Raw genomic sequence first — 16,519 nt, 5'->3', positions numbered from 1 at the left:
GTGCAGGCCATCGGGAAAGTCAACCTGTTGTCGATCTCTAGTAGAATTCGACAGACCATGCGGCGAGCAGGATTCCGCTGCGCAGAGTCTTTTCGAGGACGCGGTAAACCGCATCGATCCATTGAGGAATATGCCCGATCAACTATCGATTGGCTGTTTCGAGCTCAGGCCGCCACCTCCGACGGCGGCGTTGCAGAGAGCTATAATGTGGTCAGTCGCAGTTGGAACCCCTCCTACCCGGAGACTACCGGCTACATAGTCTGTTCGTTGCTGCGAGCCGAAAGCCTGCATCTCAAGGAACCGGAGATCCTGCGTGATGCGGTGGTCAAGATGGGTGACTGGCTGTTGTCAACGCAGATGGAATGCGGTGCTTTTCCGGGAGGTCATATCGGCATTGCGCGTAAACACCCCACCGTCTTCAATACGGGACAAATCCTTAAGGGACTTACCGATCTCATTGACAGGGGGTTGGACAGGGATGGACAGTTCGCCGGATGCGCCGCGCGCGCAGCCCACTGGCTGAGGGAAGTCCAGGAACCGACCGGTGAATGGCGCCGTGGTCGCTCTCCTTTGACCCAGGGAACCGTTCACTCGTATGACATACGCACTGCCTGGGCTCTTGCCCGGTATGGAAGATGCGTTTCGGATGACGCAGCGATCCTAGCAGGAATCCGCAACGCCGCATGGTTGTGCTCGCTCGCTGACGCAGCAGCATGGTTCCCCCATATGAGCTTCAGGCCCGACGATGCGCCATTGACTCACACGGTCGCATACACCGTCCAGGGATTGTTGGAAATTGGGTTTCTTGCAGGCCGTTCTGAGTTCGAAGAAATAGCAATGGCTGCCGCCTCGCGCATGAAGGATCTGCAGGACCCGCATACGGGTGCGCTGCCTGGACGCATCGCCCCTGGTTATCGTCGCGCTTCATCCTGGTCCAGCACGACGGGAAATGCACAAATGTCCATCATCTGGTTTCGTCTGGCCGAAGTCACTGGCGATGAATCGTGGCGCAAGTCTGCGCTGCACTCGAATCTTTTCAATTGCTCCCTTCAGGAGTTGGATATGGATCATCCCGACGACGGCAGACGGGGAGGACTCCGGGGATCATTTCCGGGGCACCTCGGCTATGGTCGTTACTGGTACATGAACTGGACGCACAAGTTCCACCTTGACGCCTTGCTCGCCCAAATGGGTATGTCCATCCATTAGCATCCCTGCGTAGTGCGCGAAAGGCCGGTGCCAATACATGGCGGTGCGCGTAAATTACTGTGTCTACCGAGAAGGCTTGAGTCCCGTGTTCGCATCGCAGGTGGTCCGCCCGGCGGAGAGAGTACGCGAATTGGGCCTTTCTGTCGGCTTGACTCTGTTGGTATCCGTTGGCCAACTCCTGCGTCCGGGGTTGGCACGCCGTTGGCACGAAAGGTGGTCATGGCTGAGGAAATCTCTGGGTGAAAGCCCGTGCTTGATTCCTTCCCCTCCTGCAAGAAGCAGGTGGCTGTGGCCGGAGGATCAGGTTCTGCAAGCGTGGCTCCGTTTCCGTTACCGCGCGAAAACACCCGTCATATTGCACTGCCGTGGGACTGAAATGACCTCCATTGCGCTGGCTGCAAGGCGCTCTCTTTCCGGCATCAAAGTCATCTTTGACTGCCGCGGCATTAGCCATGCGGAAATCGAGTACGTCGTGCGTTCGCAGCAATTGTCCCGGATGGATCAGCACCAACTGGACGCAAGAGTCAAACTCCACAGACAGATGGAATTGTCCGCCCTTCAGGAAGCGGATGCAGTGGTCTGTGTCTCTGAGGCAATGTCCGGCTATCTTGCGACAGAACACGGAACACCGAATTCCAGAATCACCACCATCCCTTGCTCGGTTGAAACAGGACCTTTTTGCAATGCATCTGCAAACAGGGAACAGATACGTCATGAATTGGGGCTTTCAGAGCGGCTGGTGGTTGCCTATTGTGGAAGCCTTCATGCGTGGCAACTTCCCGGAACATCCCTTGATCTATTCTGTTCGGTCAAGCAGATCGACCCCACCGCCCACTTTCTCGCCATCACAACCAATGCAAACAGTATGAAACACATGATAGCGGCTCATGGGATACAAAAAGAAGACGCCTCTGTGGTTTCTATTCCACACGATCGCGTCCCAAGCTATCTGGCGGCCGCCGACGTCGGACTTCTACTCCGGGAAGCATCCCTCCTAAACCGGGTCTCGTCACCTGTCAAGTTTGGAGAGTATCTTGCAGCCGGCATACCTGTAGTCATGAGCGAAGGAATCGGTGACTATTCAATGCTGGCAGAATCTGAACGAGTGGGCATGGTTATTGATATGCGATCTTTACAACACCCTGAAAAGATCGCGGCTGCAGTGTGTGGTTTCGTCCAACAATGCCGCCGGGAGGGCGAGGCCTTGCGAAGCCGGTGTAGAGCGGTTGCGAGGCAGCAGCTGTCGTGGGATGCCCACCTGCCAAAGCTCGTGCGTCTCTACGAAGCCCTCGCTTCATGAATCATACCGCAGGAGACAAAGGTTACGTATTGCACTTTCGCTGCCGTTGTGTGTTTACCGAAGAGTCAAGAACCAGCTGCCAGGCAGCCTCGGACATTGATGAGCCCATGCTTCGGAAGAAGTCGGCTTCAGCTGCTCTCGTCCTCTGGATGGCTCTTCTTCCCAGGTGGAAGAAGCTGAAATGCACAAGAGGTCTCCTTGCATGGAGTACAGGTATATGAACTGCAACAACCTATAAGAAGACTACTCACAGAATCATCATGACACTAAGACCACTGAGAAAGAGCTAAATATTCCAACATTTTTTTCATCGAATTCTTGCAATGTTCTTAATGTAAGAATTGGAATATTTGAAAAAAAATCTATAATAAAATGAACTTTACAATTTATAGATAATATCAATAAAACATAATTCTTCTTAAGTATATAATGTTTTCTTATTCCTGCTATTTTGAACAACAGAATATGCTCTCATCCATGATAAGTCCATATTTCTTTATGTCTTCCAAACTGAATAAATGTGAACATCTGTTGACTTCTACATGAAATCCAACTTGTCTAAGCCTCAATATGTAATCTAGTCCATATATACGAACATGATCATCTTGTCCGAACGCAATCAATCTTTCCAATGGACTTTCTATTGATGAATCTTCAATAGTTCTTTCCATTGAATAGGATATTGGAACCTGAAGAATAGCCAGTCCATTTTTTTTCAAGATTCGATACAATTCACTCATAGCCTTTCTATCGTTTGGAACATGCTCCAATACATGATTACATATTATTAAATCATAACTTTCATTTTTTTGTTTAATATCAGTGATATCCATTTGCATATCAACTGATGATGAATATAGGTCTGCCGTAGTATATCTAATATATGGTAAAGATCTTAATTTTCTACTTAGATTTAATTCAGGTGCAACATGCAATACATTTATAGGTTTATTGTAAATATATTCTTTATAGGTTTTTAGGAAAAGATATACAAAACGCTCTCTGTCCCACGAATGACAGCGTGGGCATATGGAATTGAGTCTATAACCGCCGCCTATGACTTGTTTAGCCTTCAGAACTGGAACACTCAATCCACATGGCAACAATGTGGAAAAATGTCCTCCGCAAAACGGGCACTTGTGCCTTATCCCAAGATACTTGAATGAAGCCAAGTAGTGGTAATTATCCAAGATCATTTCATAAAGTCCGCAAGAGACAACGATCCTCTTAAGCTGCCTTCCAAATTGCTGAGCAAAATGGAACATGCCGTTTCTCCTACCATATCCGACAGAGATGATGATTCGCAAACGACCGTGTGGTTCATATCGATTTGCCTGCTTGCCTTACTGGTGTTGTTATTCACTCGGCATCATTATTCTCGTGCCACTGAATGGAAAATCCGGAGAATCACTATGTCAGTCGCCCATATAAGGCAAGTAGTACCGGCTCAATGCGCACGGTACGAAAGACGACCATGGCAGTCAAGGAGTTCTTTGCCCATCATGTCAATTCCCGAGTCTTGCTTCCACAGGTCATCTTCTCAATCGTGAGAAAACCGATGCTCTCTGCATCCGAGCAGAACCATAATTTTGAGCCATCGCTAGTAAGCGCTGATGGACACCAGCGCGGGGGCATTTCACGCTCATCTCCTGTTCCCATGGATAGGAGCGAAATGGTAAGCGGCCAACTCGGTCGTTTCAATGGTTACTGTGGTCTTGACGGCTCTCTGGATTTCTCAGGCAGATAGGAAGAAGACGTTCGCCTTTCCCGTGGATAATAAACACCGAGGCGGATTGCGTTTCTCGATAAAGGCGTACCGCCATGAAACACAGGATCGCTCTGGCTCGAGCAACGCCGATTCATGACAGGAACAACACCGACGGTGCGTGTCCTCCACTGTGTTGACGCTCTCTGGGCGGGCGGCGGGGCGCGTTTCATGCAAACCCTGATCCGCTACCAACAACGACGAAAAGACTGCCAACCCGCTCTATGCGTGTTCTCACCGCGTGGTCTTGAGCCGTCTAATCTTGTAAATATAGATGATTCCCGGAGCTTGGAATTCTCGGGCAGTTTGAAAGACTTTCCAGGGCTTTTCCGCTTTGCCCTCAACTTCCGGTCCGTTCTGAGAGATTTCCAACCGGACATCATCCATTCCCACATGTGGCCCGCGTGTCGCCTCTCCGCCCTGGCAGGTGCCGGTATGGGCCTCCGCCATGTCTGGCATATCCACGATACCTGGCCGTGGTTGTGGTCGTCACGTCCTAGAGCGCGGTTTTACAGGTCATGGACCGGTCTGGCGCACCGGCTTGCTCGACCGCGCATGATCGCCGTGTCCGGCAGAGTGGCCCAATTCACGGCGGCCCACCTGCGATGGAAACCGGATGTCCTGACCGTAATTCCGAATGGCGTCGACCTCAGTGCCGTTCAGCCGGCACGGAGCTCGAAACACGGAACCGGAGAACGCCTGGTGGTGGGAATGACGTCGCTGTTTCTCCCCGGAAAAGGGCATGAGGTATTGATCCAAGCGGTTGCCGAAATCGTCGGTCGAGGGTTTGACGTTGAGGTCCGATTTGCCGGGTATGGCAGCACCGAAGCCCGATGCCGCGCGCTTGTGGCGGAGCTCGGGCTTGAAAATCGGTTCGACTTCCGAGGATTCGTGAACGACATCCCAGCATTCTTGGCTGAACTGGATGTCTTCGTTTTCCCCTCGACCGCGCGCGAGGGAATGCCGATGACCATCCTTGAAGCGATGGCCGCAGGCATACCCGTGGTTTCCGCACCGTTTGACGGAGTGGCGGAGTTGATCGGTTCCGGGCAAAGCGGCGTCATTGTGCCTGAAGTCACTCCCTGTGCCTTGGCTGCGGTGCTGGAGGATTTGGCGCAAGACCCGCAAATGCGACTCGCCCTGGGGTCTGCTGCCCGGGAAAGGGCATGGATGAGGTTTGGCTTCAACCGGGTGGACGAAGAGATTGCCGGGGTGTACCGGGCGGCCCTTAGGGGACGGGCAATCCTTTGAATTCGCAAGACTTGTCCCTCCGCCCATTGGGATGCGGGCATTGACGCTCGATGACTTTGAGAGAACAGCGCTTTTCTCCCTGCATGGCCCCCCCGTTCAGCCCGGATTATCGGGATTGCCGGCTCTGGAGCTTCACTCTGATGGCAGAAATTGACGTCAGCGTTATCATCGTTGCGTGCAATCGACCCCCGGAATTAGAACGAGCATTGCGGTCATCGTTCGCCCAGACGGGGGTCAGTTTCGAGGTTTTCGTATTCGATAACAGCACGGATGGCCGTGTCGCTGCGTTGATTTCCGAAAAATATCCCGATGTAATCTACATGAAAGCACCATCGAACACGGGACCGTGCGTTGCGCGTAATCGTTGCGCCGAGCATGCGGCGGGCGAAGTCCTGGTTTTCCTGGACGACGATGCGTTCTTTACCGATAACACCACCCTCAAGAAGGTATCCTGTGCAATAAGGGCGGCCGAGGATATTGGAGGCCTGGCGATGACCTTTGTCGAGCCTTTCAATCCGCGGAATAAGCTCGACAGTCCCTTGGCCGGGCGGGTTCCGCCCGAGGGAATGAAATCGTTCGTGGCGTGTGCCGCAGCCGTGCGGAAATCCGCTTTTTGTGAGGCTGGAAGCTTTCGTACCGCATTGCTCATCGACGGTGAAGAGCGCGACCTCTGCGTTCGGCTTCTGCTGAAAGGGTATCGGATCGGGTACGTCGCCGTTGGGCCGATTGTCCACTCCAAGAGTCCCATTCGAGACACTGGGAGCAGGGGTGTCCACGCAATAGCCAACCAGATACTGTTTGACTACTGGTATCTTCCCGGCCCGCTCGTCTTGCCGTCGATTCTCCGTCATGCGTGGAAGCTTCTGGTTTACCGGTTCTCCTGGGAGAGCATCCCTCCGAGATTGGAGGGAATCGCGCGAGGCATCGCTGGGTGCCTGCGCTTCCGTGACCTCCGCATGCCGATGACCTTTACACAGTGGCGCTCTTATATCAATCTTCCCCCTCACGGCGCCGAGCCCATCCCCATGTATCCAGCCGCCCTGGAAGGTCATGGAAGCATCGCAGATATGAGCTATGTGTGCACCTCGAATCCCTGAGCGTCCCGAAACCGTGATCTCCAGGTCCCTCTCTTGAGTCGTGCGAAGAAATCTGCGTTTCAGAATGCCTTTGCGAAGCATCGCTGATAGCTCCACGCCCGACATACGCATCCAGCGATGAGGCCCTTCGGCTGCTTCGCTCCTTTGTTGATGGGGTGTCATTTCGCGCGCATTGCGCGCCCGTGACTCCGAAATGTTACGCAGGCGCCCTTTCCGTGCTCAAGACTTAAAACACCGAAATGAGGATGATTTCCGATTCAATCGGGTCGAAGGGCTGAGGCAGGAAACACCCCCAGTTCACGGGACTCGAAGGCTCGCGCTGAAGCCGGATGGGGCCCGGGAAACGAATTCCCACATCATGACCATTCAGTACTCGTTGATCTTTCTTACGGCGTTGGTCTGTCTCGGGGCGATGATCTGGGTCTGGATCAAATACAAGGAGACCATTCACCCCGTTCTGATCATCGGGCCGCTGATGTTCGGAGCTTACGCCTGGACACCCTTCCTGGGCATACTGGAGGATGCCTTCCCCGCCTTGATCGACAGCGAGCGGCTGACAATCGTTCTGTCAGTGAATCTTGCCTTCATTTCCGCCTATTTTGCGGGATGCCTGTGGCAAACGAAAAAGATCCCGCGTAGCGCAGCCCTTTCATCTTTTGACGAGATGCTTGCCTTCATGCGCAGGCTGCGGCCGAAGGTCACCAAACTGGCCGTATTTTTAGCGGCCTTCGCCCACTTTGGCTATTGGTCCGGTATCATACACTCGGGCGGTTTCCTGTCGGCGTTTGGCCAGGCGAAAGGCGGCGGGAGCACCGGGGTGGGTTATCTGGACGAATCCATGCTGGCCGGATTTCCAGCGGCCATCGCTTTTGCTGCTTCACGGTCCGGCAGGGGCAAACTCGCACGCCAGTTGGTCTGTTGCGCGCTCATGATGCTTCCCGGTCTGATCCAGGGGACCTTCGGAGGGCGGCGTGGCCCTCTTTTCCTCTCTTTGATGACACTTATGTTGTGCTGGTTTCTCATCAGAGGCAAACAACCGACCATAAAAGCCCTTGCGATTGCCACACTGGTATGCAGCCTTGCGGTCTTGTTCTGGGGGTCACAACGAAAGCATGTTTACCTCGGCAGCACCGAGGGAATGGAAGTTGATCGTTTCCTGGAGTCGATCCAGGAAGAGCGTGGCAGCGAGGGCGGAACATTCACAACGGGGGCCGCTCTGATAGTGACGAGCATGGAAAGCGGCAAGTACAACTGGGGGAGCAGGTATCTTGTGACCTATTTCGTACGTCCGATCCCCAGGCAGTTTTTCGAGGATAAGCAGCAGGTTTACTATTGGGGCACCAGCGGTGCGCCCGATGCGTATGACTTCTTGAGGGTCATGGGCTGGGAGCCTCTCGCCGGTTTCGCGACGGGTTTTGTGGCCGACCTTTTTGTGGAATTCTCCTGGGGGGGCCTGATCGTCGCGTTCTTGTACGGAGCGCTGGTTGGGTTTGTTTGGCGCCGCGCCCGCCTGTTGGGGGGAATTTGGCTGATGGAACTCTGCCTGGCAATGATGCTGTCAATTTATATCCCCACTCAGAGCGTTTCGGCATTCTTACAGCGGTTCCTGCTGATGAGCGGGTTCTGCTGGATTGGGTGGCGGCTCATCCTGCAACGCGACTGGCGGCTTTGGCAATCAAGGCTGCGGCTCGAGCGGCAGGGCCGTAGCGTCGCCCCGGTACCGGGCCTCCTCAGGTGAGTTTCCGTTCAATGCTGCACTGCCAACCGACTTTTCCGGTCCCCCGTCAATTCTCCAAGGTGCTTCTCCGCACCTGTCCGGAGAGGATCCGATGAGGCTTCTGGTCGCACAAATAGGGGCGAGACGCCACTACGCGGTACCCAGGGTTCTGCATGGGGCAGGCATGCTGGATAGGTTGGTAACCGACGCCTGCGGGGACCTGTTTCCCTGGTCGCTGGCTGATCTCGTTCCGGCGTTTCTTCGCAGAGACGCTCTCTCGCGACTGGCAGCCCGTTCCTCCGGTTTGCCCCGTGGAAAAGTGACGGGCCTTTTCATCTTCACCGTTTCCGCTTTGCTCGGTCCCTCGCGACGCAAACCCGGAGGGAACAACATCTCCTGGTGGCTGCATCGCAACAGACGGTTCAATGAGCTCGTGATCGGGAAAGGCTTTGGCTCTGCTGACGGGGTATATGTCTTCAATGGAGCGGGGTTGGAGGTCTTGAAGGAGGCGAAAAGACTGGGCCTTTTCCGCGTGTTGGACCAGACCTCCGCCCCGATGCGACACGATGCCGAGTTGTTGATCTCGGAATCCGAACGGTGGCCGGACTGGTCGACCGAAGCCGACTCCATCTACAATTGGCTTCCAATGGCCGAGCGCGAAGAAGAAGAATGGCAACTGGCGGACCGGATTATCTGCGGGTCGGAATATGTAGCGGAAGGCATTCGGGTATTGGGGGGCCCCGCAAAGAAATCCCGCGTGGTCCCTTACCCATGCGATCATGGCATGCAGCCACCGGCAACTGAACATGTCACGCCGGCGGAAAAGCAGGAAAAGCGATGCGGACAGCGGAGCAACAATTTGATGCAAAGCCGCACGCGATCTACAGCCGGGTTGCACATCCTTTTTGCCGGCACACTCAACTTGCGCAAGGGGCTCCCCTATCTTCACGAGGCCATACGGCTATTCGGAGCTGGCCGCGCGAAGTGGCGGATTGTGGGTCCACCTGCGATCAGTCGGCAAGCTCTTGCCATGCTCGGGAGGGTGGCGGAGGTACGAGGGGCAGTGCCGCGCTCGGAAATGGTTGAGCACTACGCGTGGGCAGACATCCTGGTGTTGCCCACCATCTCCGAGGGGTCCGCCAACGTTTGTTATGAGGCACTTGCCCGAGCGGTGCCGGTGATCACGACACCCAATGCCGGCTCCATAGTCCGCGATATGATCGATGGCTTCATCGTCCCTGTTAGATCCCCAGCTTCGATCGCCGAGAAATTGGCTCTCCTGGAAGGAAATCCCTCATTATTACAGGAAATGTCACTTCGGGCTCTTGAACGATCACGAGAATTCACGGTGAATACATATGCATTCTATTTGGAAAATGCCATAAAATACTGAACAATACGATAGCATCCGCTTCCATTTAAGAGCACTATTTTTAGTTCTTTTCCATTTCATATAATAATGTACATATCTAACATATACAATCGATTCAGAAATTAATCAATAAGAAATAAATATGTTTAATTTAGTAACATAACCACGATATAGTAAATTTGGCAATTAGAATCAATATTTAGATTTCATATGAGTGATATAGTTTACAATTTTGTAATACCAAATGATCTGAAACATAGTCATGATGATTGGGAACCATCGCATAAAGACTTCCATATATTCAATGATGGCCGCTATGCATGGGTTCTTCTTACATATTATTTGATGAAGAAAACCGGCTTGAAGGCTAGAATATCGTCTTCCTTATCATTCGAGCAAATCAATTTGACTCATGTCCGAACCGTATCCGAAATGAAGGTCGTCCCCCCGTGCTTCCTGATCACATGCCTGGCGGATTGGACCACTCGCGTTCCATTTCGACATCTGGACGTAGTGCAGAATCAGCTTCAAGCAGGTCCAAGTGCCGTGTGGATTCCCCATTGGCCTCAAGCGGGGCTTCTGCCGCGTGCCCATGACCGGGCGGAAGTCCGCCGCGCAGGATTCCTTGGCCGCGTCGACAACGAGACGGAATTTAAACGCATTGGTGAGAGGCTTCGCGTGAACGGGATTGACTTCATAGTGCGCGGGGAAGAAACATGGAACAACTTCTCGGATTTGGACTTGTCTCTGAGTCTGAGGTTCATGGCGCCCTACCGCATTCGTCGCAAACCACCCACCAAGCTGATCAATGCATGGTTGGCGGGTGTGCCCTTCGTGGCCTTGGATGAGCCCGCTTTCGAACAGATAGGCTGCAACGGCCAGGACTACCTCGGGGTGCGGACTCCTGAGGAAGTGGTTGAGGCGATCATCGCACTGAGGGAAAACCCCGAGTTGTACCGGATGCTGGTAGAAAACGGTCGGAAGAAGGCAGTCGAATACGATTGGAAAGCAACCACACAAAGATGGACAGAGCTGCTGGAAGGTCCGCTGCGTGAGCGGTACGAGCTCTGGAAGCGTCGTCCGCTGTTCGAGGCGGTGCGCTTCCGACTGCTCCATGCCGCATGGATGTTCTGGAAACGGTCGATAAAAGTCTTCGCGCATCATGTTCACCACACAAGAGCATAGCAGTACCGCCGCTAGGAGTCTCGGAACCCTTTGACCGCTCAGTGAGCAGCCTGTACGGGACCACTTCGACATCTCGGGACGAAATCGCCACGTCGTGTCCAAACGAGGTGCTCTGCCGGCATTGCCTTTCTAAAGTGCGGACACTGTTCGGCATTACCTGATGATATAAGTTGGCAACATGTCGGGCACACCTGGAACCGGCTTTTCGCAGGAATTGGTCAAGGTGCTTCCAAGACCTGTAATTTCCGGTGATTGTCACAAGCCGCTGATCCCTGTCACCACGTCGATAGCAAGAGAGCATCCAATTTTTTTCCTGGAGGATGATATCAAATGGTTAGGACGTTCACTGCCTTGGTTTTTCGCACACTGTACAGGATGGCGACCATTGGTCTGGCCAAAGGGCCGCACGTCAGCCGGTACACCATGTACGCAAGGCTGGGAGCGCATCGGCGCGAGAGGAGACCGGGCGAGCGGGCGCTCGCGGTCAGCGGATCGGAGGATCTGGCCCGGCTGCTGGGTTTCGGCCCGGAACAGATCACCGATGCGTCGTACCCGGAATGCAATATCCTCGGTCTGCCGTTCGAGGACGATCGGTTCGAGGCGGTCGTGAGCGACCAGGTTGTCGAGCACGTCGAAGGAGACCCTTTCGCGGCGGTGGCGGAGAGTTTCCGCGTCGTGAAACCGGGAGGGCTGGTGGTGCACACTTCCTGTTTCATGACCCCGGTTCACGGGTCGCCGGGCGATTTCTGGCGGTTTACGCCCGAAGGGCTGGCGCTGCTGGTCAAACCGTTCGGAGACATCATCGAGGCGGACGCATGGGGAAACCCGTTGGTGCTTCTCTACGGCTTTCTCGGGCTGCGACGCGAACCCGTGCCCCATGCCGCCTGGCACCCGGCGCACCGGATCGCCGCCTGGAACGTGCGGTCCTGGCCCATGAGCACCTGGGTGGTGGCGAGAAAACACGATCCGCTCGGACAGGCAACGGCATCGAATGCGTAGCATCGCGGTCCTCTGGATGCGCTTTGGTCCCTACCATCTCGCTCGCCTGCGAGGAGCGGCCGAACGTGCCGCGCGGGACGGCGCGGTCGTGCACGGCATCGAAGTGGCGGGCATGGACCACTACGGGTGGCGGCGGACGGATGGAGCCGCCGACTTTGCCCGGCACTGCCTCTTTCCGGACCGGCACTACGACGAACTGTCCGCCGGCGCGATCGCCCGGGCCGTGGGTCTGGAACTGGATAAGCTCCAGCCGGACGGCGTGGGCATCAACGGGTGGAGCGTCCCGGAAGCGCGGGCGGCGCTTGCGTGGTGTCGAAAGAACGGCAGGAGGGCGGTGGCCTTCTCGGAATCCCTGCCGGGAAAGCCTCGGCCTCCTGTCTGGAAAGAATGGGTGAAATCCTGGATCGTGAGACGCTTCGACGCGGCGCTCGTCGGCGGGGCGCCTCACCGGGAATACGTCGTGAAGCTCGGCATGCCTGCCGAACGCGTGTTTCAAGGGTATGACGTCGTCGACAACGATTATTTCCGCGCGGCAGCGCAAGCGGTTCGCACATCGACGCCCACACGGAAGGGCGGCATGCCGAAAGCGCGGAATCCTTCCCCCGGGACCGAAACGGTCGTGTCCCGTGCAACCGTCGATCAAGGAGAGCGCGGCATGCCCGCGCCCTCTCCCGTGCATTTGCCTCATGCCGGGGACGGCCCGCTCTATTTCTATGCAAACACGCGCCTCATCGCGCGCAAGAACATCGACGGACTGCTGCGGGCTTACGCATCGTACCGAAGAGAGTTCGCCGATCCCTGGGACCTCGTGGTGACGGGAAGCGGCGAGGAAGAACCCCGGCTCAGGGCGCTCTGCTCGGAGCTCGCCCTGGACGAGCACGTGCGGTGGCCGGGTTTCGTCCAGTACGAGGAGCTGCCTCGATATTACGGGCCGGCGGGAGCGTTTGTCCACCCGGCCAGGTCGGAGCCCTGGGGGCTCGTGGTGAACGAAGCCTGTGCCAGTGGGCTGCCCGTGCTCGTGTCGCGGACGGTGGGCGCGGGTTTCGAGCTGGTTGAGGAAGGACTCAACGGTTTTCTGTTCGATCCCTTCGACGTCGGGGCCATCTGCGCGGCGCTGGTGAGAATGAGCGAAATGACGCCGGGCGAGCGCGCGGACATGGGCGGGCAATCGTGGGAGATCGTCTCCCGGTGGGGCCCGTCCCGTTTCGGAGAGGCCTTATGGGCCGCAATGACCGCATGATCGACACCACCCCGACGATCCCGCGGGGGCGCGCGGATGGTTCCGGCTCGCGATCCTCCGCCCGGCGCGCAGACCGACCGCCACAAGTGAAACCATGAAAATCCTGCACGTCGTCAGGGGGGTGAACCAATCCTCGGGCACCACTCACGCCATTCTTCCCATGGCCGAGGAACAGGCGCGGCGAGGACACGAGGTGTGGCTCTATCACGTCCGCAAACCTCCCGGCGTGCTCGAGGCGGCTCCCGACCCCACATTTGTGAAGACCCGTGTCTTCGATCTGTCCCTTCCCTTCGACCACCCCGGATTCTCCACAAGCTTTGCCCGCGCGGTGTCGCGGGACATCGGCCGCTTCGACGTGGTTCACATCCAGGCCGTGCGGAATTTCGCGACCTGGTGGACCATGCGTTGCGCTGCCGGAGCGGGTGTCCCTTACATCGTCGCTCCCCAGGGGTCGTATGAAGACTGGAACCTGGGCCGACGGTCCGTGAGAAACCGTTTATATGACCGGTTCTTCGAAATCCCTCTCCTGAACCGCGCGGCGCGGGTCCATTGCCTGACCCCGCGCGAAGTTGAGCAGGTCCGGGCGATGGGGGTCACCGCGAAGTGCGTGGTCATTCCCAACGGCGTGCTCGTCGACGGAGCTCTGCCAGGGCCGGGACTGGAACCAAATCCCAAACGAAACGCTTACAAGAAAACGGACGGATTGCGGCGGCTCCTTTTCCTCGGTCGCATCCACCCCAAGAAGGGACTCGACCTGTTGCTGCCCGCCTTTGCGCAGGCGGCTGAAAAGCTGCTCGACCTGCGGCTGGTGATCGCGGGGTCCGACAACGGGAGCGGGGAACTCGTCAAGACGATCGCCGCCGCGGAAGCGCTCTTCCCCGGCCTGGTGGACTCCTCCTCTGCCCGGCCAACCCCGGCGTCCGCCCGCCGTCACGGTGCCGCGATCCGCGAGGAGAATCGTGCCCCGGCTCGTATCGTGTTTCTGGGAGAGGTGAAAGGCCGGGCGAAAGAAGCCTGCTTCGCCCTGGCCGACGCCTTCATCCTGCCTTCGTATTCCGAGGGATTGCCCGTGGCGGTGCTTGAGGCCCTCGCACACGGGTTGCCCACCATCGTGACCGACGGCTGCAACCTCCCCGAAATCGCCCGGGAAGGAGCCGGAGTGCAGGCCGATACCACGCCCGACGGCGTGGCGGATGCAATTTTGAGGCTGTTCGCGGATTCAACCGCGCTGGCTTCCTGTGCCCAAGCCGCACGAAACCTTGCGCTGGAACGCTTCTCCTGGCCGAAGATCGTTGACCGCCTGCTTGCGGTCTACGCGGCTCTGCCAATAGCTCATTCATTTGGTTGAGCTTCTGCTGCGCACTCGTCCGAAGCCCCTCGCACAAATCCGCCCCATCGCCGGCACATAGAAGCTGGGCTAACCCGGTTGCGTCACGCACTCATTGCGTTCCCCCTTTGTCAGGTACATCACACCTCCTCCATGGTGTGCCTAAACCTGAAAGGAATTTATGTACTTATATAAAATACTACATACATTCATCCATGGTTCAGCACGTAAGTTGGGATATATCATCATGAAATCCTGGAAATATCCTGAATCCACCATGAATTTATTAGATCTGGCAATCGAAGCCCATCTTGCACGCATGGCTATTTCCGACTTTGTCTTCGTTCAAATAGGTGCCAACAATGGAGTAGATGAAGATCCTTTAAGGAAACATATTCTTAGATGGAACTTAAAAGGTATTCTTGTGGAACCACTTCCTGATATTTATGAAGAATTGATTCAAAATTATAAGGATCAAGCTCAATTGCACTTCGAAAATGCCGCAGTCGCCGGTCACGATGGGAAAATTTCCATGTGGAGACATGAAACCCATGATACATTAAGACTCAAAGCACTGAGTAAGACGGCCTCTCTCCATCGAGAAATAGCATTTAAGCGACTTAATACTAATCCACAATTCGGGGATTATTTGCGGGAAATAGTTGTAACTTCTATTTCACTTTCATCTCTCTTTGCCAAGTATGGGATATCAAGACTTTCTTTGTTATTTATTGATGCAGAAGGCTATGATTGGAAAATCGTGCGAGAAGCACTTAGCATCGGAATCAAGCCAAGTATTATTTATTTTGAGCATTTGAATTTAGAGCAAGGTGAAAAAATTGAAAGCCGTACCAGACTACTACAAAACGGATATCAATATACTGAGGATAGCAAAGATACTCTCGCCGTAAGAAAAGTGATTGAAGGTTCATGATATGAGGACCACAGAATGAAACACAGTATTTGTATAGCATCAGTCTACTTTGGAAAACTTCCTGTTTATCATCCATTTTTTATTGATAGCTGCTCAAGAAATCCGTCTGTTGATTTTGTTCTTATCGGCGATCACTGGGAATTGATAAAATCTTATCTTCCTGAAAATTGCCGAACAATTCACTTAACTCTTGAAGAATTCAACAAATTGTCGACCAATATGTTGGGAATTAATATAGATCTTGTGAACCCTTATAAGCTGTGCGACCTAAAACCTGCACTTGGTAATATTTTTCGAAGTATATTTCATGAGTACGATTTTTGGGGATATACTGATATAGATTTGATTTTGGGAAATATTCGTTCATTTTTTACAAGAGAACTATTAGATGTATATGATGTATTATTTGTAAGGAAAGAATATGCCACCGGTTCGTTATTTTTGATTAGAAATTGTGGGTGCTGCAATTATTTATATATGAATAGCCCAGACTACGAATCTGTATTTGCAGATGCACACAAATATTATGATTTTGATGAATGTGCCCATGAATGGCAACAATTACGAGAAGGAATATCAATATTTGATATCAAGACTAATATTGTGAGTTTTACTCAAGTCGTAAAAAAAATGGAAATGGAAATGCAACTTCGGCCTTATTTCAAAAATATTGCTTTAGAGTACATACCGCGCAAGCAGAGTGCAGTATTCCAGAATGGGCGCATTTATTACAATGGGAAGGAATATATTATATATCATTTCGTCAGAAACAAGATGAGCAGCTTTTTTACATTCCCACATTGGAATGTGATTCCTACAAACTATCGAATTACTCCTTATGGCGTTTTTGAGATCGGAGAGCAGGACTCACCATTATATGTTTTTTTTCACAGAAGAAGCCAAATTATACCATGCTGGAAAAAGCGACTAAAAAGAGCAGTTGATTTGGCTCTACAAAACCAACTGTTTAGACATATTAAATCATACATACAATATAGATTTGCCAATCATACATAGACTATATATTAACGTATTATGATATGCATTGTATTACTATCAAATTATGATAAGTTTGGGAAAAGTGAGTTATATTCATCATCGATTGGAATTTTAACTTATCCAG

At 53.8% G+C, this 16,519-nt stretch carries 13 protein-coding genes; 12 read left to right on the top strand and 1 reads right to left on the bottom strand.

Annotation, left to right across the window (positions count from 1 at the left end):
• On the top strand, positions 1–1,209 hold the full coding sequence (locus tag SFUM_RS17285; protein ID WP_011700145.1) for a prenyltransferase/squalene oxidase repeat-containing protein: 1,209 nt from the start codon (positions 1–3) through the stop codon (positions 1,207–1,209).
• Between the two features lie 37 nt (positions 1,210–1,246).
• A complete protein-coding gene (locus SFUM_RS17280) occupies positions 1,247–2,509 on the top strand; it encodes a glycosyltransferase (protein ID WP_011700144.1) in 1,263 nt (420 codons plus the stop codon).
• Positions 2,510–2,955: 446 nt separating this feature from the next.
• Here the strand turns inward: SFUM_RS17280 and SFUM_RS22660 are convergent, their stop codons facing one another.
• The gene (locus SFUM_RS22660) at positions 2,956–3,774 is read right to left on the bottom strand and encodes a class I SAM-dependent methyltransferase (RefSeq protein ID WP_083764115.1); all 819 of its coding nucleotides are present in this window, start codon (positions 3,772–3,774) and stop codon (positions 2,956–2,958) included.
• A gap of 596 nt (positions 3,775–4,370) precedes the next feature.
• On the opposite strand from SFUM_RS22660, the gene SFUM_RS22655 reads away from it, so the two are divergent.
• The 10 genes from SFUM_RS22655 (at position 4,371) to SFUM_RS22985 (ending at position 16,413) form a co-directional block, all read left to right on the top strand.
• Positions 4,371–5,525, top strand: a complete 1,155-nt coding sequence (locus SFUM_RS22655; protein ID WP_011700142.1) for a glycosyltransferase — start codon at positions 4,371–4,373, stop codon at positions 5,523–5,525.
• 50 nt (positions 5,526–5,575) lie between these two features.
• Positions 5,576–6,622 carry a glycosyltransferase gene (locus tag SFUM_RS17265; RefSeq protein ID WP_083764114.1) on the top strand — a complete coding sequence of 349 codons (1,047 nt, stop codon included), beginning with the start codon at positions 5,576–5,578 and terminating at the stop codon, positions 6,620–6,622.
• A gap of 358 nt (positions 6,623–6,980) precedes the next feature.
• Positions 6,981–8,360: an O-antigen polymerase gene (locus tag SFUM_RS17260; RefSeq protein ID WP_041440844.1), complete on the top strand. Its 1,380-nt coding sequence runs from the start codon at positions 6,981–6,983 to the stop codon at positions 8,358–8,360.
• A 469-nt stretch (positions 8,361–8,829) separates the two neighbouring features.
• Positions 8,830–9,732 (top strand): glycosyltransferase family 4 protein, encoded by a 903-nt coding sequence (locus SFUM_RS17255; protein WP_167321368.1) that lies wholly within the window; start codon positions 8,830–8,832, stop codon positions 9,730–9,732.
• 189 nt (positions 9,733–9,921) lie between these two features.
• Positions 9,922–10,896, top strand: a complete 975-nt coding sequence (locus SFUM_RS22650) for a glycosyltransferase (protein WP_083764113.1) — start codon at positions 9,922–9,924, stop codon at positions 10,894–10,896.
• A gap of 330 nt (positions 10,897–11,226) precedes the next feature.
• Complete coding sequence (locus SFUM_RS17240) at positions 11,227–11,895, top strand: methyltransferase domain-containing protein (RefSeq protein ID WP_011700137.1); 669 nt, start codon at positions 11,227–11,229, stop codon at positions 11,893–11,895.
• Positions 11,888–13,135 carry a glycosyltransferase gene (locus SFUM_RS22045; RefSeq protein WP_011700136.1) on the top strand — a complete coding sequence of 416 codons (1,248 nt, stop codon included), beginning with the start codon at positions 11,888–11,890 and terminating at the stop codon, positions 13,133–13,135. The genes SFUM_RS17240 and SFUM_RS22045 overlap by 8 nt, the downstream gene beginning before the upstream one ends.
• Before the next feature lie 94 nt (positions 13,136–13,229).
• Positions 13,230–14,483 carry a glycosyltransferase gene (locus tag SFUM_RS17230; protein ID WP_011700135.1) on the top strand — a complete coding sequence of 418 codons (1,254 nt, stop codon included), beginning with the start codon at positions 13,230–13,232 and terminating at the stop codon, positions 14,481–14,483.
• Positions 14,484–14,709: 226 nt separating this feature from the next.
• Positions 14,710–15,396: an FkbM family methyltransferase gene (locus tag SFUM_RS22645; RefSeq protein ID WP_167321367.1), complete on the top strand. Its 687-nt coding sequence runs from the start codon at positions 14,710–14,712 to the stop codon at positions 15,394–15,396.
• A gap of 15 nt (positions 15,397–15,411) precedes the next feature.
• The gene (locus SFUM_RS22985) at positions 15,412–16,413 is read left to right on the top strand and encodes a DUF6625 family protein (protein WP_011700133.1); all 1,002 of its coding nucleotides are present in this window, start codon (positions 15,412–15,414) and stop codon (positions 16,411–16,413) included.
• The last annotated feature ends 106 nt before the right edge of the window (positions 16,414–16,519 follow it).

The sequence above is a fragment of the Syntrophobacter fumaroxidans MPOB genome, from assembly GCF_000014965.1.
Lineage (GTDB): Bacteria > Desulfobacterota > Syntrophobacteria > Syntrophobacterales > Syntrophobacteraceae > Syntrophobacter > Syntrophobacter fumaroxidans.
Note: the sequence above shows the minus strand (reverse complement) of the source record. Positions and strands in the feature narration are given on the sequence as shown.

Bases quoted from the DNA above. Each gene is read 5' to 3' on its own strand.
- SFUM_RS17280 (WP_011700144.1), top strand. From the start codon at position 1,247: ATGGCGGTGCGCGTAAATTACTGTGTCTACCGAGAAGGCTTGAGTCCC.
- SFUM_RS22660 (WP_083764115.1), bottom strand. From the start codon at position 3,774: ATGTTCCATTTTGCTCAGCAATTTGGAAGGCAGCTTAAGAGGATCGTT.
- SFUM_RS22655 (WP_011700142.1), top strand. From the start codon at position 4,371: ATGACAGGAACAACACCGACGGTGCGTGTCCTCCACTGTGTTGACGCT.
- SFUM_RS17265 (WP_083764114.1), top strand. From the start codon at position 5,576: ATGACTTTGAGAGAACAGCGCTTTTCTCCCTGCATGGCCCCCCCGTTC.
- SFUM_RS17260 (WP_041440844.1), top strand. From the start codon at position 6,981: ATGACCATTCAGTACTCGTTGATCTTTCTTACGGCGTTGGTCTGTCTC.
- SFUM_RS22650 (WP_083764113.1), top strand. From the start codon at position 9,922: ATGAGTGATATAGTTTACAATTTTGTAATACCAAATGATCTGAAACAT.
- SFUM_RS17240 (WP_011700137.1), top strand. From the start codon at position 11,227: ATGGTTAGGACGTTCACTGCCTTGGTTTTTCGCACACTGTACAGGATG.
- SFUM_RS22045 (WP_011700136.1), top strand. From the start codon at position 11,888: ATGCGTAGCATCGCGGTCCTCTGGATGCGCTTTGGTCCCTACCATCTC.
- SFUM_RS17230 (WP_011700135.1), top strand. From the start codon at position 13,230: ATGAAAATCCTGCACGTCGTCAGGGGGGTGAACCAATCCTCGGGCACC.
- SFUM_RS22645 (WP_167321367.1), top strand. From the start codon at position 14,710: ATGAAATCCTGGAAATATCCTGAATCCACCATGAATTTATTAGATCTG.
- SFUM_RS22985 (WP_011700133.1), top strand. From the start codon at position 15,412: ATGAAACACAGTATTTGTATAGCATCAGTCTACTTTGGAAAACTTCCT.